Annotated in this window: 16 protein-coding genes; 8 read left to right on the top strand and 8 right to left on the bottom strand. The window is 55.4% G+C overall.

Annotated features, from left to right (window positions below; all coding sequences use genetic code 11):
- The 3 genes from RAM15_RS04970 to RAM15_RS04960 all read left to right on the top strand — a co-directional run bounded on the left by RAM15_RS04970 (position 1) and on the right by RAM15_RS04960 (position 4403).
- Entirely contained in the window at positions 1-1242 is a 1242-nt protein-coding gene (locus RAM15_RS04970) for an ABC transporter ATP-binding protein (RefSeq protein WP_306221010.1), read from the top strand.
- 84 nt (positions 1243-1326) lie between these two features.
- Positions 1327-1680 (top strand): hypothetical protein, encoded by a 354-nt coding sequence (locus RAM15_RS04965; protein ID WP_306221009.1) that lies wholly within the window; start codon positions 1327-1329, stop codon positions 1678-1680.
- A 1676-nt stretch (positions 1681-3356) separates the two neighbouring features.
- Positions 3357-4403 carry a hypothetical protein gene (locus RAM15_RS04960; protein ID WP_306221008.1) on the top strand — a complete coding sequence of 349 codons (1047 nt, stop codon included), beginning with the start codon at positions 3357-3359 and terminating at the stop codon, positions 4401-4403.
- Between the two features lie 1106 nt (positions 4404-5509).
- Here the strand turns inward: RAM15_RS04960 and RAM15_RS08525 are convergent.
- The gene (locus tag RAM15_RS08525; RefSeq protein WP_372338643.1) at positions 5510-5911 is read right to left on the bottom strand and encodes an EXLDI protein; all 402 of its coding nucleotides are present in this window, start codon (positions 5909-5911) and stop codon (positions 5510-5512) included.
- A 387-nt stretch (positions 5912-6298) separates the two neighbouring features.
- On the opposite strand from RAM15_RS08525, the gene RAM15_RS04955 reads away from it, so the two are divergent.
- The 3 genes from RAM15_RS04955 (at position 6299) to RAM15_RS04945 (ending at position 9092) form a co-directional block, all read left to right on the top strand.
- Positions 6299-7213: an ABC transporter ATP-binding protein gene (locus RAM15_RS04955; RefSeq protein WP_306221007.1), complete on the top strand. Its 915-nt coding sequence runs from the start codon at positions 6299-6301 to the stop codon at positions 7211-7213.
- Positions 7214-7244: 31 nt separating this feature from the next.
- Entirely contained in the window at positions 7245-8000 is a 756-nt protein-coding gene (locus RAM15_RS04950; protein ID WP_306221006.1) for an ABC transporter permease, read from the top strand.
- A 324-nt stretch (positions 8001-8324) separates the two neighbouring features.
- Positions 8325-9092: an LOG family protein gene (locus RAM15_RS04945; RefSeq protein ID WP_306221005.1), complete on the top strand. Its 768-nt coding sequence runs from the start codon at positions 8325-8327 to the stop codon at positions 9090-9092.
- Positions 9093-9110: 18 nt separating this feature from the next.
- Here RAM15_RS04945 and RAM15_RS04940 read toward each other — a convergent pair whose 3' ends face one another.
- The 3 genes from RAM15_RS04940 to RAM15_RS04930 all read right to left on the bottom strand — a co-directional run bounded on the left by RAM15_RS04940 (position 9111) and on the right by RAM15_RS04930 (position 13051).
- Positions 9111-9788, bottom strand: coding sequence for an O-methyltransferase (locus RAM15_RS04940; RefSeq protein ID WP_306221004.1), 678 nt, complete (start codon positions 9786-9788; stop codon positions 9111-9113).
- A 73-nt stretch (positions 9789-9861) separates the two neighbouring features.
- Positions 9862-11007 carry a succinate dehydrogenase/fumarate reductase iron-sulfur subunit gene (locus RAM15_RS04935; RefSeq protein WP_444832397.1) on the bottom strand — a complete coding sequence of 382 codons (1146 nt, stop codon included), beginning with the start codon at positions 11005-11007 and terminating at the stop codon, positions 9862-9864.
- Between the two features lie 142 nt (positions 11008-11149).
- Positions 11150-13051, bottom strand: a complete 1902-nt coding sequence (locus RAM15_RS04930) for an FAD-dependent oxidoreductase (RefSeq protein ID WP_306221003.1) — start codon at positions 13049-13051, stop codon at positions 11150-11152.
- A 78-nt stretch (positions 13052-13129) separates the two neighbouring features.
- Here RAM15_RS04930 and RAM15_RS04925 point away from each other — a divergent pair, with 78 nt between their 5' ends.
- Complete coding sequence (locus RAM15_RS04925; protein WP_306221002.1) at positions 13130-13474, top strand: MGMT family protein; 345 nt, start codon at positions 13130-13132, stop codon at positions 13472-13474.
- Here the strand turns inward: RAM15_RS04925 and RAM15_RS04920 are convergent.
- From RAM15_RS04920 to RAM15_RS04905, 4 genes are all read right to left on the bottom strand, one after another.
- A complete protein-coding gene (locus RAM15_RS04920) occupies positions 13390-15051 on the bottom strand; it encodes a DNA-processing protein DprA (protein WP_306221001.1) in 1662 nt (553 codons plus the stop codon). The two genes, RAM15_RS04925 and RAM15_RS04920, sit on opposite strands and share 85 nt — an antisense overlap.
- A gap of 1 nt (position 15052) precedes the next feature.
- Positions 15053-16639 (bottom strand): YifB family Mg chelatase-like AAA ATPase, encoded by a 1587-nt coding sequence (locus RAM15_RS04915; RefSeq protein ID WP_306221000.1) that lies wholly within the window; start codon positions 16637-16639, stop codon positions 15053-15055.
- On the bottom strand, positions 16639-17367 hold the full coding sequence (locus RAM15_RS04910) for a YraN family protein (RefSeq protein ID WP_306220999.1): 729 nt from the start codon (positions 17365-17367) through the stop codon (positions 16639-16641). Before RAM15_RS04910 ends, RAM15_RS04915 begins: the two co-directional genes overlap by 1 nt.
- Before the next feature lie 491 nt (positions 17368-17858).
- Positions 17859-18755 carry a pyridoxamine kinase gene (locus RAM15_RS04905; RefSeq protein ID WP_306220998.1) on the bottom strand — a complete coding sequence of 299 codons (897 nt, stop codon included), beginning with the start codon at positions 18753-18755 and terminating at the stop codon, positions 17859-17861.
- 266 nt (positions 18756-19021) lie between these two features.
- On the opposite strand from RAM15_RS04905, the gene RAM15_RS04900 reads away from it, so the two are divergent.
- Positions 19022-20341: an O-acetylhomoserine aminocarboxypropyltransferase/cysteine synthase family protein gene (locus RAM15_RS04900; protein ID WP_306222251.1), complete on the top strand. Its 1320-nt coding sequence runs from the start codon at positions 19022-19024 to the stop codon at positions 20339-20341.
- Positions 20342-20504: the final 163 nt, after the last annotated feature.

The raw sequence follows: 20504 nt of genomic DNA, 5'->3' as shown, positions 1-20504 counted from the left end.
GTGGCCTTCGCCATCATCTTTGCCACTCGGCGATTCGTCGAAAACGCGTCACAGCGTACGAGACAGGCCCAGATTCGTGTTAGCGACGGTATTCAGGAGGCGCTTGACTGCGTTCGGGAGATTCACGCCACCAACCAGGAAGGCAGGTATCTGGAGAGGCTCTTCTCGACCATCGATGACACCGAAGCCACTACGGTCCGAACCGAGATGACCAATGGCCTTATATTGAACTCCGCCATGGTGGTTTTGAGGTTGGGTGTGGCAACGACCTTCCTGGTGGCTGCCGGATTGATCATCCAGGGCAGGATCGACTTCATGGTCATGTTCCTATTCCTCCTGATGGTCTCACGGATTTACTCGCCCTTTGATCAGGCGCTGATGCTGGTTTCGGAACTCTTCCAATCCCAGGGCTCGGCCCGGCGGATTCGCTCCATCAACGAGGAACCTGTAGCTGAGGGGAGTACGGAATTTCATCCCGATGGGCACGATATCGTCTTCGACCACGTTGCCTTCTCCTATCCCGGCCTTGCTGGTAAGGCGGCAGATGAGCCGGTTCTTGAAGATGTTGGTTTCACTGCCAAGGAGGGGGAGATTACGGCCCTGGTGGGCCCCTCGGGGTCCGGGAAATCGACCTGCGCTCGATTGGCGGCTCGCTTCTGGGATGCCGCTTCAGGTTCCATCACCGTGGGAGGGGTGGATGTGAGCCAAGTGGATCCGGAGGTTCTCCTGCGGGACTATGCCGTTGTTTTCCAGGACGTGATGCTCTTTGACGACACGGTCATGGGCAATATTCGGATGGGGCGGTGCGGTGCCAGTGACGAGGAGGTGTTGGCTGCGGCCAGGGCCGCCAACTGCGACCAGTTCGTCTCACGCCTGCCACAGGGGTACCAGACGATGATTGGTGAAAACGGCTCCAGATTCTCCGGAGGTGAACGGCAGCGGATTTCCATTGCCAGAGCCATTCTCAAGGATGCCCCGATTGTCTTGCTTGACGAGGCCACCGCCTCCCTGGATGTGGAGAACGAGACGCAGGTGCAGGAAGCCATGTCACAATTGCTGGTGGGGAAGACCGTCATGGTCATCGCCCACCGGATGCGCACTGTCGAGCAGGCCGACAAGATTGTCGTTCTTGACCATGGGCGTGTGGTCGAGCAGGGTTCTCCGCAGAAGCTTATGGCTGCAAATGGTGAGTTCGCGCGGATGGTTCGCTTACAGGGGGAGAGCGCAGGCTGGTCCTTGTAGAAAGAGCCTGGATCGGCTGCATGGAGGAGCCAGGAAATCAGGTTCGTTCTGCAGGAATCAAGGCTCATCAGTTCCTTGAGCATCATGGGCAACATCAAGCTGCCCCTGCTCTATGCAGGGGCACTAGGCAAGGAGCATTCCGAAAGCTTCGGCCAGGTGGCGGACTCTCTGAGCATTGGGTCTATATTTGGCAAAAACCGCTTGAATATTCCGGTGGGGAAAAGCAAGAGAAGTCTTCGCATGGGTCGCCATTCGGAATTCCAGGCCGCTCTTGCTGATGAGCCCGCTGCCGCTCACGATTCAGCGAACAGGTCGAGGATCATCGCACTGCTCTTTGGCCCGAACCACGATTCGGAATCCACAATCGTCACCGTTACGCATGACGCCTCCCTGGCTGACCAGCATGATCGAATCATCAAACTTCAACGAAAGGTCTAGAAAATGGGTTTCTGGATTATGGTATTCGCGGCTTTGCTCGGCTTGGCACTGATTGTTCGGGGATTCGTATTGGGCAAGAATGACAAGCGCTGGTTCGTGCTGTGTGTATTGGGCGCAGCAAGCCTGGCGTTAGCCGTTTGGCTTGCTATATGAGCACCCGGTGAAACAATGTCGGCCGCCACCAATTCAGGGAGGAGACGGGTACTTGGACACGTCGCAGTGTCTAATTGTTCATGCTCCCAGACTAAGTGAACAGCGGCCTCGACCACAGCATTTGAACCTCGTAAACTAATAAAATACGCCTGTCGTCCCGGCAAGCAGCTCCTGATTCCATCCACGCCCATGTCACCGACTTGCCTACCCACAGGCTGTTCCCTAGCCTTTTGCTGGATGCGTTCTCCGAAACTGTCATTCATCGTAATTGGGTCTTGGCTATGCAAGAAACCGAACAGCTAGATGGATCCACGAAACCGCTACAGAGATGTGTGGCGGAAGTGAGCCACGGGTATGCCCATGAGCAGAGTGGGTCGATGCAGGCCAAGCAAAGCCCGGCACCAATAGCCTGTCTTTCATTAGTGTTGTCTCTCGATCGGTGCTGATTTCGCATTGAGGATCCTTCATGCCTGTATTGGTCCTGGTGTGGATAATGCGATGATGAATTCTTCAAGAAATCATCAGGTTTGAAATGCCAACTGAGTCGGTTGATGCCATGTTCCTCGGTTAAATGCTCGCCTCGTTGCTTCGTCTTGTAGTCATGTCGGATATCGCTGCCTATATTCTGCAAGATCTGCTGGGACTTGTTGATCTTGTTCCTTTATCCCGTCGTCGAAAATATTGGGCGCGGGAGATTAAATCATAAAAGATGATGACGCGGCTAGAATAAAATGGCATCTGGCTACACGGCAACGGTGCTCATAGCCGTGACAGTTGGACATCTTGATATCGGAAGTGTGAAGGCTTCGGTTCCTGAAATGTAGTTACGGGTCGTATTGCTGCATCTAAGTCCATGGTATGGTATAAGTAATGGTGACTTAATCATAGTTATAGTGTAGATATATACTAGACCCAACATTTCCATGGGACTCTGCCTGTTCTACATCGTCGTAAGCTCCTATTCACTGACAGGCATGTGGCCACTCCTGAATGTGCGCAAGTTGCAAAGATTCAACATAGCCGGACTGAAATATGGAGGATATGCGCCTAAGGATGGTATCTAATCAGATATAAGAGAACCCTGAGAGATTGTTTTTAAGGAACATGCAGTACTTACGTCAGAAGGTCTGAAACAGCCGTCCAATAAATTTGGTCAAAGCCCAACGCATCATGTTATGTGTCCACAGCGAGCTCGGATTGAGAATGCAGATGCTATCCATCTATTGGCGATGCCGCTAAGCCAAAAAGCGATGCTTAGCTCGTCAACCATGCCTTAAGCGATCAACAAATCTAACCTGTTAGTGTCATAGTGAAATAACTACAGTTAATAAGGCCTCTACCAATTCCTCGATGTACTGAAACAATAATGCATTAGCACCTGGCAGAACCAGTTTTACGTCCCAATGGGATATACTAACTCCACAGACTAACCGGCATATGTTTTGATCACTACTCAAATTCTTCAATGGTAGAATTTATACTAGCAATTAATTGGTTAGGGAAAAGGGGCATGGATCGTGTCTATGTTATTTCGACAAATTACATTAAAAACAATAAAAAAGGCGAATAATGACGAGTATGAAATTAGTAGTGTCAAGACAGAATTAGATACTGCAATCCGTTGTTTGTTAGATAATATTTATTTCGGAAATCAAAAGCCTAGTGATAATAACGTCACAAAACAATCGGATAATCACATAGATAACCAAAACACAATTTGTTTTTTCAGAGGGTTTACCCCCTATGAAAACAAGACAGGAGACGGACGGGCTAACGCCCATTACTTTCATGATTTTTTCATAGTGGGAGAAAAAGGAAAGGGTTTTTTGGAGAGAACAAGGCGGGATGGACAAATTCGATATTATGAAACTGGGTTGTGTTCGGATGATGCGCTTGAATTACTTGTAACTGTGAATTCGAAAATGAAAGAAAAAGGTTTTAACCCTATTGAAAAAAGGAAAATAAAACCTCGTATAACAAATGATGCTAAAAAAGCCTATATGTTTCTGTTAAATATAGCTCATAATATAGGTGGTGCCTGGTCTGATAAAAGTCGAAGTCCTTTGGTTTCCGCATCATATGGAAAAAAGGGATATAAAACAGCGCTCAAATTTGCACAAGATCGAAACGAACAAAGACGTTATTCATATATAATTATGGGTTTTGTTCGAAAGGACGATACGAACAATTATGTTTTAACAAAGGATCTCTGTAAAATACTACGAGATCTAGGGGCTACTTGGTATAAAGATGTACATTCAGAAATAATTATAAAAGATAGCATCTTTCCAAGAAATATTCTAGGTGTTTTTGAAATTGATAAAGAAACTCATGATATTGTTTTTATTGTCAATCCGAGTTTACATCAATTATTCGATAAAAATTATGGGGGTTTATGTGCAAAAATCACAAACTTTATCTGCAGTAAAGGAATCCCAGTTGATCAGACTGAATTTGATCGTGCAGCAGCGGAATTAGGTTATGCACACTATGTGGAGCAAGATTGTAGGAGGAAAAATAAGTTAGGAGATATTGGTGGTGATGCTGACTCGCCATTACCGAATAACTGACCATTATCTAAGTTAACTTCTGAATATCATCGACATACTTGGTCTATAGGACCTAATGCTTCTGTGGGTAGGAAGATGGACTGTGGGAGTATTTGTATTAATACCTGTGATCCTTAATAACGAAAGGAGCATTATTGGGAGTGTGTTGTCTCGTTGGGTGGTGTGATGAGGACTCGTCGAACGGGGTGTGGTATTGCGTTCGATGCCTTGATCTGGTGGGGGAGGACGGACGCTACAAGGATCTTTGATGCGGCCGTATGCGACAGTCCCGCTCAATCATATCTATCAGGCCCTGAATGACCATTGTGCACAATGCAATTGAGGGAGTCTGTGAATTGATTGCTGTAAAATAAGCGCTGTTGAATATAGGAACTACGGATGCGAGAGTTTGTGTAAGCGCTGCGCTTGATGGTAGAATATCACATCAGCCACCGAACAGGATTGGATGCTCTATCGCATTCTCATAGCAGACTAAATCTATATGGGTCACGCTGGAGTTTGAACATTGCAACCGATGGGATCACGAGGCAGGCTATTGACCGCCATTGGTGCCGTCAATAAAACACAAAAGCATGCATGGTCCTGTTCAGTCGCATACCTCAACCTGAAGTATTCATCACGGATACTATCCTTGACAAGGCTACCAGTTGGGTAATTGGTGACGCTTACTGGCTCGCATGGCTCGGTTCGCCATGCGATGCTTCTCCCAAACAGCTTAAACTCTAGGTTTGCCCTGTTTTTGGTCGACGTGGAAAAACGGTTCTCTGTGGCCGTCGGCCAGTTCTCATTACTAAGAGTTCCGGCACGTGAAAGACAGAGAATTTTCTAATTTGTACGGGAATTATTGAAGACGAGGTTGTCAATCTAGTGTATTCCCGTGAAGTTTAAAGACCTTGCTGGATTTATTGTGTCTGGAACTTATTTGTCGTCTACAGTGAATCGAAATGTCCTACTAACAAACGAATCCTGTCCTCGATTTAAAGTCTAAAATAGTGACTATAACGCATCACTTATTATTCCGCCAATCTCAAACCATCAGGGCTTTGATTTTTGCACTTACTGTGAGTTTTTCTTGTCAGAAATTGACCGGCACAAAGTAATTGTGGCTATATATCTAAGACCTCAACACTCTTATACGTAAACATAGCTGACTTTATCTTTTGAGCAATGTTGTTTGGTAACTGCGATTTCAGCTGATCGAGTGATTCATACACAGACATCTTTCGAATATCATCTTCTGGAAAATCAATGTACCAATTGCTCGGATCCTCACGCAGTTGAGTGGCGTGCTCGGCAATCATCGACCAGTCGGTGAAAATTCGTTCGTACAAAACATAGTTCTTCTTCTTTGTTAGGAATATCTCCGTAATGTGCCTTTCCTCGGAAGTCCTATCACTGAATTTAAAAATTCTTTCATCTTTGAACCTTTTTATGATTTCTCGGCCATCGGATGAAACTTTCAGTTCTATATCTTTGTTTCCTTGACTCTTTCTCTTTCTCAGAATCAATGAAAAGTCGTAGACCTAGCACAACAGCCGCTGAGAGACTGTCTGCATACTTCACAGCTTCCGTCAAAAGAGGTAAATCTTGCTCCGAGACATAAATTTTTTTGCAACCATGCGTATAAGCATACTCATCTTAAGAGGTAGGTTGCTGCTTCTCAGGATCAACCAATGTTCGATACGGTTGGCTCGCTTGATTCATCAATAAGTTGCTTTAGCAGCTCTGCTGTAGACAGGCACTCGAATATTTGGACGCAGCAGTCAGCGGTTCTGATGCTGATGTATTTCAACCACCATTGGTGGTACTCTTTTCGAAGAGTGTCTGGCAGGTTTGGCCGCTCAATGCAATGAAACTTTAACGAACCGCTGTACCTACCATAAAGGGTGGCACCAATGAATGATGCTATAGAACTTGGCAATCTAGTTAAAGAGTATGAAACGCCGGCAGGGGTTATCAAGGCGCTGGATCACCTTGATCTAATTGTCTCTGAAGGGGGCATCTTTGGTCTGTTGGGCCCTAACGGTGCTGGAAAATCAACAACGCTTGAAATAGCTGTCGGCTTGAGAAAACCGACTTCCGGATCCGTCAGCATATTTGGCAGGAATCCGCAGACCGATTCGCAGCGGGTTCATCGGCGGGTGAGTATTCAACCCCAGGAGTCCACTATCTTTCCCCAGGAAAGAGTGGGGGAGATACTGTCATTTTGGGCCAGTCTTTATGATCACCCACGTGATGTGGATCAAGTCGCAAAATGGATGGGCTTGGACGAATTGCTGCTCCGTAAAGTAGCGAAATTATCAGGTGGACAAAAACAGCGCCTGAATGTCGGTTTATCCATCATCGGGCGGACGAAATTAGCCGTACTTGACGAACCGTCCACTGGTCTTGATGTAATGGCTCGGGACGACCTTTGGAAGGTGCTTAGGTTTCTGGCCGAAGAAGGTACGACGATTGTCCTATCGACACATGATCTAGATGAAGCGCGAGTTCTGTGCCATGAAGTAGCGGTGATAGATCATGGTCGGTCTGTAGCCCAAGGCAGTCCGGAGGAACTCATAAGGAAACATGCCAAGGGGACGTTGATATCCTGCCGAGTAAAGCCAGATGGAATAACGGATCTTGTGAGCATGCTTCGGACTTTTGGCGAACCGGAAGTCGTTGATAAGACAACCATTTCAATACGTGCCGACGATACGGATCCTGTTATTGCTGTGCTGTCGAGCAATCCTGCGGTTTCCCAATTACGTATGAACGAACCAAGCCTTTATGATGCCTTCGTGAAATTGACCGGGCATGATTTTGAATAATTGATAATACTCATTTTTGTTAGGACTCCAGATGATAGAAAAAAGGCACCTTCGCCCCTTGTTGGCGCTGCAGACTCGTGAACTAGTCAGGAACACTTCGTATTTTATTTTTGTCATAATTTTCCCTTTTGCCATGGCGGGAATGTTTCTTCTCATGTCCGAGATGATGAAAGGGCAGGCTGATGCTCCAGACTTCAGCCCATTCGTTATGCCCATGGCGCTCTTTCTGGCAGTGACTGGTACAGCTTTGACCATGACTGCAGGTCCTTTGGCCGAGGTCAGGCAATCAGGAGCTCTCAGGGTACTTTCAACAACGCCGATCCGAAAAGCAGACTATTTGATGACGTATCTGGCTGTAAGGTTCATTATGGCGACCCTGCAGATCCTTGTCATAGTAGGCGCTTCGGTGTTGCTGAATCTGCTTCCTTTTAGGGATATTGGTCGGGTTTTTGTCGTGTCCTTATTGGGACTGGTCATGTTTCTTGCCTTGGGGTATTTAATGGGTGGCTGGCTTTCGTCACCGCAGTTGGCAACCAACTTGGGAGCTCTCGTGCAACTGTTGGCTTTGTTTTTGAGTGGCCTGGCCATACCCTTCGCAATCCTTCCGGATTGGTTGACGAATGTTATCAGGTGGATTCCGTCGACTCTCTTTGGAGATCTCATTTTCTGGGCATCAAAAAATCCTCTGCAGCAAACGGGCGCTATGCTTTCAACCTCCATCGTGCTTGCTGTTACTGCAGTGCTTGTGTTTTTGGCGGTTCGTGGTTTCAAATGGGATGTGGAGTGAGTTTCGAGCCCGAAGTGTCATAGATTAAACATGTTTGAAAGTTGAAATATTCAAGCAAGTTGTAAGTAATCTGTGCCACCAACCATAAGACGGTTTGAGTCTCGGACCAGGTTTTCCTCCCAGTTATTTGTGCATGTCTAGGAGTGCAGAACCATACTCCGTTGATCTGATTCAGCTCGTCCTCGCTACCCTTAGCGCCTGCGGTTATCTCTCCTGATATGAATCTGGTCTTGCCGTCAGCCGGGCGGCGGGGGCCGCTATCATGAGAGCCGGAACAGGATCGAGCGGGTCCTTCGGATTGGGGCCCGATGAAGGAATGCGTACATGGCGGATATGGTTGACAATCACAATGACGACGAAGGCCCGGACCTGGGCAGGACCTACCACAGCGGTCCGGTCATCATGCGCGGGCCCATGATTCCTGAGGCGGATGCCAATGCTGGTTTGCTCTCGTCGGGCGGTGACACAGACTGGCTGCATATGGATCCTTGGCGGGTGCTGCGCATCCAGGCCGAGTTCGTCGACGGGTTCGGTGCGTTGGCGGAGCTGGGTCCGGCAGCCGCCATCTTTGGTTCAGCTCGGACCGGCAAGGAGGATCACAACTATGCTGCTGCGCGCAAGATGGGCGGCGACTTGGCCAAGGCCGGTATGGCAGTCATTACCGGGGGAGGGCCCGGCATCATGGAGGCGGCCAACAAGGGTGCTGCTGAGGTTGGCGGCAAGTCCGTCGGCCTGGGCATCGAATTGCCCATGGAGCAGGGACTCAACCGCTGGGTGAATCTGGGCATCACCTTCCGCTACTTCTTCGTACGCAAGATGATGTTCATGAAATACTCCTCGGGCATCATCGTCTGCCCCGGTGGGTTCGGCACCCTGGATGAGATGTTCGAGGTGCTGACCCTGGTCCAAACCCATAAGGCACCCAGCATGCCCATCGTCCTGTTCGACAGGGCTTACTGGCAGGGACTCTTTGACTGGATTTCGGACACGGTGAAGCAGCGGGGCATGATTTCTGAGCTGGACCCTGATCTGGTCATCCGCACTGATGATCCTGACGAGGCTGTCCAGGCCATTCTGCGTCACCGTGCCTGAATAATAGGTGAGCGGCGGTCAGCGGGCGCGGGTGGCCATGATCATGCCCGTGCCGATGGGCAGCAGACATGATTCCCAGGCATTGTCTTTGCTTATGGCATCCATGATGGTGCGCAAGGTGGTCGTTTTTGCGGTTCTGTTGGCCGGGTTGAGCACGCCGCCCTTGTCCGGTTCCTCCAGCAGGTCAAAGGCATCCGTGAAGATCAGCTGTCCCCGGTCCTTGAGCAGGCGCGGGGCCTGGTCCATAACCTGTTGGTAGTTGTCCCCATTGCCTGAGACGACGATAAGGTCGTAGTCGCTGGGGTTGAGCCTGGGGAAGTAGGTACGGGCAGCCGCGTTGACTGCCCTCAGCCTCATGCCTGGGTGGGCTTTCTCCATGCCTGCGAATATTTTTTTGACCAGCGAGGTGCCTTGGGCTGTAGAGTCAACGGCGGTGAACTGGCCATGACCATGCAGGCCCGTCATCAGGCGCAGGGCTTCGACCGCAGAGCCGTTACCTACCAGGATGATGGATGCCGGAGCGTTCCGGCCGGCCAGGAACTGCAGGAAGGCGCCTTGAGACCGGGAACATTGGGCGAATCCGGCCTCTGTAGCCTTGTCTCGCAAGGTCTGCAACTTGTCGGATTCGACGTTCAGAGCGCTTGCCTCGGCGAATTCCCATCCTCTGGCGATGTTGTTGTACGAGGTTTTGTCCATGCTAACCATGGTAACGACTAGAGGGCACAAGCCTGTCGCCGGCTCTTGCTGACCTGTGTGCGCAGGAGTCTGACTACTCCTTGACGGCTTCGACCAGCTTCCACATCTCTTCACCTACGTCGATCCCTCTGGGGCAGGGTCGGGTGCAGGCCCGTATGGACTGGCATGCCTGGATTCCGTCCACCTGGTCGATGGCTTCAAGACGTTCCTGGCGATGGCTGTCGCGGGAATCGTTGATGAATCGAGCCGCTGCGATCATGGCTGCCGGCCCGGCGAAGGCTTCACCGCCCGCATAAATGGGGCAGGCGCCCTGGCATAGCCCGCAGGCGATGCAGGTGCTGAGCAGCTCATACCGGGCCAGCTCTTCCGGGGTTTGCCGGTATTCCGACGATGGCTTTGTGCCGGCCGCCTTTGCCTGGGCCGCTTGGTTGCTATCAGCCGAGGAATCATCATGGAGCAGATACGGCTTGAAGCGTCGAATCTGCTCAAACATGGCATCGGTGTCCACTATCAGATCTCTGAGCGGGGTGAAGCCAGGAAGCGGGCGGATCTCCACTGCTGAAGATTCTGCAGGGTCCGATTTTTCTGTGGGGTGTGGGGCGCCTATAAGGCCTGTAGTTTTTGTAGCGGTTGCGGTTTTCCTAGGATCTGTAGCTAAGAAGTCTGGGACCGTTGAATCTGAATCTGAGACCGAGCCTGAGTGCGATGCCGACATGGATACGGCCGTTGCGGTTGTCGTTGTACCTGTGCGACGGAAGGCCGGAGGTTGCTGGGCCTGTAGGTTTCCTGTAGCTACACCGGGTGAGGCGTAGGCGTTCGGCATGGTCTTGGATGCAGCCAGGCAGTCGGCGATGGTAGCTGTGCAGAGCAGATCTGGGCGGCCGTTGATGAGCACAGCATCCGACCCACACATGCCATGGCCACAGGAGTACCGGAAGTTCAGTGTGGGATCCACCTCTCGCTTGATCTGCAGAAGGGCATCCAGAACGGTGCGCTGTGGGGCGATACGAATCCTGTACTCCTGCGTCCAACGGCGGCCGCGGGCCCGTCGACTGCCTGTTGTGGCGAAGGGGTTGTTTTTAGCGAATGGGTTGGTTCGTGCCGGACGCTCTGATTGAGGTCGTGGGGTAAACCGGGCTATTCGGAAGGTCACCGGGCGGGGATCGCGGTCCGATGCGGATGCCTTGGATCCGTCTGATTCCGTGGACTGTGATGTCACGGTTGCTCCTGTCCTTGTTCGGGAAACGGCCCGATGCCCACTGATATGCGCGGACTCCATCCTAATCCCTGCCTGACCTGGATAGGTGTCGAGCGGTTGCCTGTCTGAACAGATTGGGCTCAGAGTCCATCATCAGAGCCCATCAGTAGTTGCGGCCCTTGGGAGGCATGTCGACGATATGAACGGGCTGCCAGGAGACGTTTTCCTTGGCATCGATCATGGTGTGAGCCAGGTAGTGTTCGTCATCGCGCTGCGGATAATCGCTCCGGTACAGGGCGCCGCGGGACTCCTGACGCTGCAGGCTGGCGTTCAGGACGGCCCGGGCCAAGGTCAGCAGGTTGTCCACCTCCATGATGGCGGTCACCTCCTGGTTGAGCACTGCTGTCCCACTGTGCGCACGCAGCTGTTTGGCATCAGCATCCAGGTGATCCAGGCCGCGCAAACCCCTTTCGATGCTGCTCTGATCGCATCGGACGGCAACGGCCTCCTCCATCAGCCGTCCCAGTCGGCCCATCAGTACGTAAGGGTTGTTCAGGCCGGCCTCGTCACCGGTGTCGGGTTCTTCGCCTTGGTTGTCGGCCAATGCTGGTTCCGAGGGCTCGGCGTTGCTTGCGCCAGCCAGCAACTCGTCCATGAAGGCCTGACGCTTCTGCAGGGCTTGTGCCAGCGGAGACGTGTCGGTCATGTCGTTTGGCTTGTCGGCATTGGACATGGCGGCGGCGATGGTCTGCCCGGTTTTGGTGCCAAAGAGGCAGGCATCCAGCAGGGAATTGCCGCCCAGCCGGTTGGCCCCATGAACGCTGACACAGGAGCATTCCCCGGCGGCAAACAGTCCGTCGACGACTCGACGGCGTCCATCCTGCCAGCGATAGACACGGCCGCGATCCGTGATGGGGATGCCTCCCATGGTGTAGTGGGCGGTGGGTTTGACCGGAACCATATCCACAGTGGGATCCAGGTGGGCGTATCGATGGATGGTCTCGGTGACCTGGGGGAGCAGGGCGGTCATGCGCTGGCCGTCAATGCCGGTCATGTCCAGCCAGACGCAATCATGAGGCCCGTCCGGGTCCGATGGATCGGCCACCCCGCGACCTGCATCAATCTCGGCCATGATGGAACGGCTGACCACATCCCTGGCGGCCAGGTCGCCGTGTCCCGGCGCGTAGTCCTGCATGAAAGCCTTGCCCTGACTGTTCCTGAGCACGCCGCCTTCTGCGCGGGAGGCTTCTGAAAGAAGAATGCCGGTGTGGCCCAGGCCGGTGGGATGGAATTGGATGAACTCTATATCCTCCAGCTGCAGGCCGGCCTGCAGGGCGAGCGCCATGCCGTCACCGGTCAGGTCCCAGGAGTTGGAGGTCGTATGGAAGAGTCGGCCGGCTCCGCCCGTGCACAGGACGATATTGTCGGCTTGGATGGCCTGCAGTTTGCCGGCGTGGGTGTTCAGGACGATCAGTCCTCGGGCATGGCCGCCGGATTTCTCATCAGTGGGCGGGTCAACGACCAGATCGGTCACATACCATTCCTCAGCGAACTCGACTCCCAGGTGCAGGCACTGCTGCCAAAGGGCGTGGAGGATCTGGTGGCCGATGCGATCGGCTGCATAGGCTGCTCTCCTGACTGGGTGTCCGCCATAATCAGCGGTATGGCCGCCGAACTTCCGCTGGGCGATGTGCCCGTCTTCAGTCCTTGAGAAGGCCACTCCGTCATGCTCCAGCTGGATGACGATGCCCGGGGCCTGCTCGGCCAGAATCCGCACGGCATCCTGGTCAGCCAGCCAGTCGCTGCCCTTGATGGTGTCGTAGTAGTGCCAATGCCAGTCGTCTTTTTCCTGGTTGCCCAGACTGGCCGCAATGCCGCCCTCTGCTGAGCCGGTGTGGGATCGCAGGGGCTGCAGCTTGGAGACGACCAGGACCTTTGGCGACGAGCCGTTCCTGTTTCCGTCGCTCTCCAGAGCTCTATAGAGTCCCAGAGCCGTCGACAATCCGGCCGCTCCGGCTCCGACGATGACGGCATCATAGCGGTTTCTGACCTTCTGCGGATTCATACCATTGATACTGTCACGACCCGTTGATTGTGGTGGCCCTTCCAGTCCATGTCTGCTTACGAGGGCAGAATGGGTCTTATGACCGAACTTTCCTTCTCCCAGCAGGTGTATCAGGTCGTCAGGCGGATCCCTCGCGGCAAGGTGGCCACCTACGGTCAGGTCGCCTCCCTGACTGGTCATCCACGCAACGCCAGGTTCGTGGGTTATGCGCTTCATGACAATCCTGAACCTGGGGTGATTCCCTGTCATCGCGTGGTCTTCCGCGATGGTTCTCTGGCCCCGGGATTCGCTTTTGGCGGGCCTGAACGCCAGCGTCAGCTGCTGGAGGATGAAGGCGTTCATTTTGTTCCTCCCCGCAGCGATGAATCGGCTGGTGCGGACGGCTGGGTGGTGGATTTGAATCGCTGTCGCTGGAAGGCCTGATTCTTCTGGTCTTCAGCTACCACGCATCCGCCCTTCAGGTTGATCAGACCACGAATCTCCAGGGAACCCAGCAGCTGCATCAGATGCCTGACTGAGAGTTCATGTCCCTGATTGGCCAGCTCAGTGCGAAGCTGTCCCATCATGGGCGGACCGCCCCGGCGCTGGCAGGTACGGACAGCCGCCAGCACGGTTGCCTCCTCCTTGGTTAGGCGATCGTCGTCGGCTTTTTCGTGTTCATGGGCCATGCCTGGATTTGATGGCGGGGTTGAAGGATGCTCTTTGTGCTGAGAGTGGGTCGAAAGCCTGCATTTATTAGTACCGGATTGTTTGAGCGTGATCGGGAGCGGCTGATTGCCGTGAGTGGTTTGGATAGGATGATCACAGTCAAGCGGCGGTACGCGCTGCGTGGGCTGCCTACTTCCTTGATGCTCATGATCTTCGGCGGTTTTGACTGAACTGTCGGTCCCTTGTCGAACAGGCTCGTCAGGGTGGATAGGTCCATGGGCGGGATGGCAGATGTCTTGGATGTCGGATGCCGACAGGAGCAACTCCGCCTTGCCCTCATGGATGAGCCGGTTGCAGCCGGTGTTTTCCGGCTGGTCGATTCTGCCGGGGGCAGCCAGCACGCGACGGCCCAATTCCACACCCCAGTTGGCGGTGTTCAGGGCGCCGGATCGGTGACGGGCCTGTGCAACCACGATGTCGGAGGCCAGGGCGGCGATGATCCGGTTGCGCAGCAGGAACCGACGCGCCTCAGGGATGGTGCCAGGCGGCAGTTCGCTGATCAGCGCGCCGCCATCTGCTTCGATGTTCTCGAACAGACGGCTGTTGCGTTTGGGACCCATATGCAGCAGGCCTCCAGCAAAAACGGCGACCGTGCGTCCGCCGCCAGCGGCCAGGGCTCCCCAGTGGGCGGCGGCATCCGTGCCCATGGCCCCGCCGGAGACGACCAGGTGGCCTTGGCCGGCAGCCTGTCTGGCTATTTGATGGGCGATGGACCGGCCATACTCGTCACAGGCTCTGGATCCGACAACGGCCAAGGGGTGGTCACAGCAGATCAATGCTTCAGGATTGCCTCGTCCCCACAGGCAGAGGGGAGGGGACCAGTCGGAGCGGCGTGCCAGGTCGTCCACCTGACCTGGCCAGCAGGGGTCGCCTGGGGTCATCACCCAGAATTGGCCTCCACCAGTCATCATGGTCCGCACCTGGTCGGTGTCCATGGCCAGCAGGGGCGTCAGACGTCTTCGCCAGGAGCTGCTGATCTTGTGGAACCGGGTGAGGTCCTCAGGGCTCGTTTGTCGTCCCCACCGAGCCGTCCCCTTAAGAAAGCGTTCGTCCAGTTTGGAGCGTGCTGCTTCGTGAGGGTCCTTGCCATCCGACTGGTTCGGCGCTCCCAGCTCGATCAGGTTTCGGCACAGGTCGGCTGCCTGGTTCGAGCCCAGCAGGCAGGCGATCATGAAGGCATCGGGGCCATCTGCCGCCAAGGTCAGCACAGCTCTGGCAAGCCAGTCGCTCTCGACTATGGTCATCGGTCGCGGTCGGCCGGCAGGCATGGTTTTTATCAAGGGTTTGGACATCTCAGACGGCCCTTGTCCTGAGCAGGATGCCGGTGTTCACGTCGTCCGCACCCGGGCTGGTCCGCCCGTCCAGGTCTGCCAGAGTCCAAGCCAGGCGCATGGTCCTGTCGGCTCCTCGCAGACTGATCCGTTGCCTGCGCAGGGCCTGATCCACAACCGAACGTGCCTTGGCTGATGTGTTCTGGCGCAGCCATTCTCCGCTGATCTGGGCGTTGCAGGTCCAGCCCTGCTTGCGGAAGCGTTCTTTTGCCGTCTGGCGGGCGCGGGTCACACGCTGGCGGATCTGGGCGCTGCGCTGGCGTGGGCGGTGGTCGTCGAATCCCGGGTCGGTCACCGGCGGGACTGTGGTTTGGATGTCGATGCGGTCCATGATGGGTCCGGACAGCCTGTTCCAGTAGCGGAGGCGCTCGCGGGGCGTGCAGGTGCAGCGCTCGCCTGTGCCGTATCCGTATCCGCAGGGGCAGGGGTTGGCAGCCATGACCAGTTGGAAACGAGCCGGGAAGGTGGTGCTGCCCTTGGCGCGGGACAGGAAGATTCGCCCGATCTCCAGGGGCTCGCGCAGGGATTGGATCACCCTTGGGGAGAATTCCGGGGCTTCATCCATGAAGAGGACGCCGCGGTGGGCACGGGTGATGGCGCCAGGCGTGGCCAGTCCGGCGCCGCCACCAACCATGGCCGCCATGGAGATCGTATGATGAGGAGCCTCGAAGGGCGGCACATCGGAGATCCCATATTGGCTCAGCGTGCCGCACAAAGATCGGATGGAGGCCACCTCCAGTTGTTGAACAGCATCCAGGGCGGGCATGATGCTGGGAAGCCGTTCTGCAAGCATGCTTTTGCCGGCTCCTGGAGGACCGACCATGAGCATGTGGTGACCGCCGGCTGCAGCTACCATCATGGCCCATTTGGTCTCCTCCTGGCCGATCACATCAGCCATGTCCGGCTTGGGCGGAGACGAGTCGGCATTGGCGGGTGAGTTGTCTTCATGACCTGAGTTCCTGGGGTGCACACTCGCTATGGCGGTCGACTTGTCAGAGTCCCGGCGAGTGTCTGCTTCGGGGACGACAATCCTGCTTTGCCCACCCAAGGCCTGGATGAGCTGGCCCAGGTGGCGCAGTCCCACGACCTCGATATCGGGAACTAGACGGGCCTCATCAAGGTTGTCTGCAGGGACGAAAGCATGCGTGATTCCCTGAGCTCTGGCCTGAGTGAGAATGGGGAGCAAACCGTTGATGGGCAGAATAGTGCCGTCCAGGTTGAGTTCGCCCAGGATGACAGTATGGTCTAGGCCCTCCGTCGGCAGCGCTCCGCCGGCTTCCAGAACGCTGGTCGCGATGGCCAGATCGTGTGAGGAGCCATGCTTGGGTTTTGAAGCAGGGGACATGTTGACGGTGACCCTGGTCTGCGGCCACCGGAATCCGCAGGCCGAGCAGGCGGATTTGACCCGTTCCCGCGACTCCGACAAGGAGGCATCCGGCAGACCGATGATGGAGAAGTAGGGCAGCCCTGGGGAGATGAAGGACTGCACGTGGATGAGAAAGGCCTTAAGACCTATCAGTCCCACGGATTCGGCGGATCCGAGACGCATCAGAAGGCCTCCCTGGTGTGTCTGAGGAAGACCGATCCCGGATTCCAGCCGCCCCTGCCCGAACGGTTGGATCCCCTGACGGCCTCGGCGGTTGCCTGACAGGAAGCCGGGGGATGGGACCCCTCGGTATGCATGCTTCTGGCAGGGTCGGACTTGACTGACAGGCTGATGACATCAAAACGGGTGCCGCGATGCCGTGCGTTGGGATCTCGGTCGTGGCTTATCAGCCATTGGACAGCTGCTCGACGCAGATGGGTCTGTTTGCGCGGGCCGACTGCCTGTTCCGGGGACCCGAACCGACCGGTGCGTCTGGTCTTGACCTCTACGAAGACCAGAGTCGCCTCAGGATCCAGGGCGATGATGTCCAGCTCGCCGAATCTGCTTCTCCAATTCCGGGCCAGGATTCTCCAGTTTCGTTGTCTCAGCCACTGGCAGGCGTAGTCTTCGCCCAAACGTCCGAGCTCTCGGCTGCTTACGCCTTTGGCTCTGATCTGTCGCTCAACATCTGCCAGCTCCATGTCGCAAGATTCAGGGCTGCTCGTGGCTGATGTGGTATTTCCAGGTTGCATTATTTCCGCGTTGCTGGCGGAGCCTATGGAATCAGGCAGAGCGCTTATGGGCTGTGTGGCCGATGGGTCTGCGAACATAGCGTCGGCATCGGTTCTGTCGTCCTTGTCGTTGAAGACTGTGCGGAGATTGGTTGGTCTAGTCAGTGCTTGTGTATCCATGTTTCTAGGAGACCACTGGAAGGAGGTCGGCGACTAGTAGAACCGGGCATGTGGTCGAATGAACCTGCGCACGCACGAAAGTGGATGAACGAGTGGATTGACGATGCAGACGCTGTACCTATTGCCCTTATCTCTGCATCAGGCAGAGGCGGCAGAGGCAAGAAGGACTGAGACAGAAACCAAGCAAAGCGGAATCAAGAAAAGCAGAACCAAGGAAACAGAAACGAGTGACATCAAGTAAAGCAAATAAGCGAGGGGAGCAGGGCAACAGGCAGATAAAAAGACCGGAAGACACCGCCGGCGAATTCGCTGGCAACGCCTTCCGGTCTGCTGTGGTTAACCCATCTCTATGACTGATTTGTCAGCTTGTCGACCGGTTATTTGGTCGGCAACAATAAGGCGATTGAGGTGGTCTGGATTCCATTCATCCACCTTGGTTTTCCAAACTTGACGAATGCCCGGACTTCTAGGCTGCTTCACCGACCTCGGGCTCACTGCTCCTGCATCAGAGCAGTCATCTGCCCCAGATCCAGCTCGAAGCTGACACCGCGCTGCTGATAGTCGGGCTGATTGCGTGTATGCTGCATGGCTGAGCGGACGAATTCGCCGGCGATCCGGGCGGCATCGGCCAGGCCTCGTCCTGCAAAGAGCGCCCCGCAGAGGCTGGATGCAAAGGCATCGCCGGTCCCGTGGATCATGAAGGGCAGCTTGTCATGGACCAGCTCGGTGCGCTCGCTGACTCCGCCATGATCTGCTGAGGCCACGAAGTTGCGCAGCTTGCCGTCCTTCCGGTCGATGCCCTTGATGATGACGTTTTTCGCGCCCATATCCAGCAGGCGGCCCAGACGCTGACCGACCTGGGCATCGTCAAGGTCCTGGCCTTCGTAGTCGATGCCGGTCAGCAGACTGACCTCGGTCAGGTTGGGCATGAGCAGGTCGGCCCCATCGACCAGGTTGGTCACGGCCCGGCACATTTCCTCGGTGTAGGTGGGGTACATGGATCCGCCGTCGCCCATGACCGGGTCGACCAGCCGCAGGGCCTTGGGGTATTCCCGATACATGCGCTGAATGATGTCGACCTGCTCGGCGCTGCCCAGGAACCCGCTGTAGATCCCGTCCAGGTCGACGCCCTCCTTCTGCCAGGCATCCAGGTATCCCGGCAGCATTTCAGTGGTGTCGTGGAAGGTGTAGTCCTTGAACATGGTATGCGCGCTGAACAGGGCTGTGGGCACCGGGCAAACGTCGCATCCGGCTGCCGAAAGGATGGGGATGGCGGCCGTCAGCGAGCACTTGCCATACCCGCACATGTCATGCACAGCGGCGACTCGGGGGATGTACTTGCTGTCGCGCTGGTAGAGCCTGTTCTGATCGTCCGTCTGTCCGGCCATCTTTGAACTCCTTCATGCCTGCTTAGGCTGTTCGCAGCGGAGTCTTCTCCGTCGCTTACTCGACTCTACAGCGGAGGGGTTAAACGGGAACCGCCGCGTGTGGAATACCGAGATGAAAAAGGCCTGCTTTCAACCTTTTGGAAGTTGTTATAAAAAAGGACGATACCGAAAAGTCCCTTCTGGCTTGAACAGGTGGGCTTGTGCCGCTTATGGTCACATTCAAGAACATGGACGAGGACGCACGTCACCAACAGATAGGAATCGACATGACCGACCAGAACCCGCACAAGTACCATTTCGAGACGCTTCAGCTCCACGTGGGCCAGGAGCAGGCCGACCCAGCCACTGATTCCCGGGCCGTGCCCATCTACGCCACCACCAGCTACGTCTTCCACGACTTCGACCACGCCGAGGCCCGGTTTGCGCTGAAGGACCCGGGCAACATCTACGGCCGTCTGACCAACTCCACCCAGGGGGTCTTCGAGGACAGGATCGCCGCCCTGGAGAACGGCACTGCCGGTTTGGCCGTGGCCTCGGGAGCGGCAGCCGTGGAGTATGCCTTCCGGAACATCACCCAGACCGGGGACCATATTGTGTCCTCCAAGAACATCTACGGCGGCACCTTCAACCTCCTCAAGCACACCCTGCCCCGCGATGGTGTCGAGACCACCTTCGTGGACCCTTCGGACCCGTCCAACTTCGAGTCGGCCATCCAGGACAACACCAAGCTGGTCTTCTTCGAGACCTTCGGCAACCCCAACGCCGACCTGCCCGACTTCGAGGCCATCTCCAAGATCGCCCATGACCACAACCTCCCGGTGATCGTCGACAACACTTTCGCCACTCCTTACCTGTTCCGTCCGCTGGAGCACGGGGCTGACATCGTCGTGGAATCGGCCACCAAGTTCATTGGCGGCCACGGCACCACCCTGGGCGGGGTCGTCGTTGAAGGCGGCAAGTTCGACTGGGCGGCAGTGCCCGGCAAGTTCCCCACCTTGACCGAACCCGACCCCAGCTACCACGGTCTGCGCTTCTACCAGGATCTGGGGGCTGCGGCCTTCGTCACCCGCATTCGCGCCATCCTCCTGCGCGACACCGGCGCCGTCATCTCGCCCTTTGCAGCCTTCCTCCTCCTGCAGGGGACGGAGACACTCTCGCTGAGGGTTGAGCGCCACGTCGAGAACGCCTTGAAGGTGGTGGATTATCTGCAGACCGTGCCGGAGGTGGAGTCGGTCAGCCATCCGGCCATCGAGGGGCGCCCCGACCACGAGCTCTACAAGCGCTACTTCCCCAACGGCGCCGGGTCCATCTTCACCTTCGATCTGAAGGGCGGCAAGGATGCGGCCAGGGTCTTCATCAACAACCTGCATCTCTTCTCCCTCCTGGCCAACGTGGCTGATGTGAAGTCGCTGGCCATCCACCCGGCATCGACCACCCACTCCCAGGAGACACCGGAGGAGCTGGAGGATCAGGCCATCCATCCCGGTACCATCAGGCTCTCCATCGGCACAGAGAACATCGAGGACATTCTGGACGACCTCAAGGGTGCCTTCCAGGCATTGAAGGAGTCCGGTCTGGCCAAGTAACCGGCAATCACACTTCCTTCTTGGTGCCGTATCTGCGCGATATATGACCGAGAAGGCGAAGAAGCAGAAGGTGCCTGTCGAAACCTCATTACGTTTCGATGGGCACCTTTGTATATGCCTCCCCTTCCTTCTCCAGTGGCAGACAGCACCTGACCAGTAAGGC

Origin of the sequence: Bifidobacterium asteroides, assembly GCF_030758775.1 — a bacterium.
Taxonomy (GTDB): Bacteria; Actinomycetota; Actinomycetes; order Actinomycetales; family Bifidobacteriaceae; genus Bombiscardovia; species Bombiscardovia kimbladii.
The sequence above is the reverse complement of the archived record's forward strand: the minus strand, read 5'-3'. Positions and strand labels throughout refer to the sequence as shown.

Coding starts and splice junctions, on each gene's coding strand:
- RAM15_RS04965 (WP_306221009.1), top strand. CDS start 1,327: ATGGGCAACATCAAGCTGCCCCTGCTCTATGCAGGGGCACTAGGCAAG.
- RAM15_RS04960 (WP_306221008.1), top strand. CDS start 3,357: ATGTTATTTCGACAAATTACATTAAAAACAATAAAAAAGGCGAATAAT.
- RAM15_RS04955 (WP_306221007.1), top strand. CDS start 6,299: ATGAATGATGCTATAGAACTTGGCAATCTAGTTAAAGAGTATGAAACG.
- RAM15_RS04950 (WP_306221006.1), top strand. CDS start 7,245: ATGATAGAAAAAAGGCACCTTCGCCCCTTGTTGGCGCTGCAGACTCGT.
- RAM15_RS04945 (WP_306221005.1), top strand. CDS start 8,325: ATGGCGGATATGGTTGACAATCACAATGACGACGAAGGCCCGGACCTG.
- RAM15_RS04940 (WP_306221004.1), bottom strand. CDS start 9,788: ATGGACAAAACCTCGTACAACAACATCGCCAGAGGATGGGAATTCGCC.
- RAM15_RS04930 (WP_306221003.1), bottom strand. CDS start 13,051: ATGAATCCGCAGAAGGTCAGAAACCGCTATGATGCCGTCATCGTCGGA.
- RAM15_RS04925 (WP_306221002.1), top strand. CDS start 13,130: ATGACCGAACTTTCCTTCTCCCAGCAGGTGTATCAGGTCGTCAGGCGG.
- RAM15_RS04920 (WP_306221001.1), bottom strand. CDS start 15,051: ATGTCCAAACCCTTGATAAAAACCATGCCTGCCGGCCGACCGCGACCG.
- RAM15_RS04915 (WP_306221000.1), bottom strand. CDS start 16,639: ATGCGTCTCGGATCCGCCGAATCCGTGGGACTGATAGGTCTTAAGGCC.
- RAM15_RS04910 (WP_306220999.1), bottom strand. CDS start 17,367: ATGGATACACAAGCACTGACTAGACCAACCAATCTCCGCACAGTCTTC.
- RAM15_RS04905 (WP_306220998.1), bottom strand. CDS start 18,755: ATGGCCGGACAGACGGACGATCAGAACAGGCTCTACCAGCGCGACAGC.
- RAM15_RS04900 (WP_306222251.1), top strand. CDS start 19,022: ATGACCGACCAGAACCCGCACAAGTACCATTTCGAGACGCTTCAGCTC.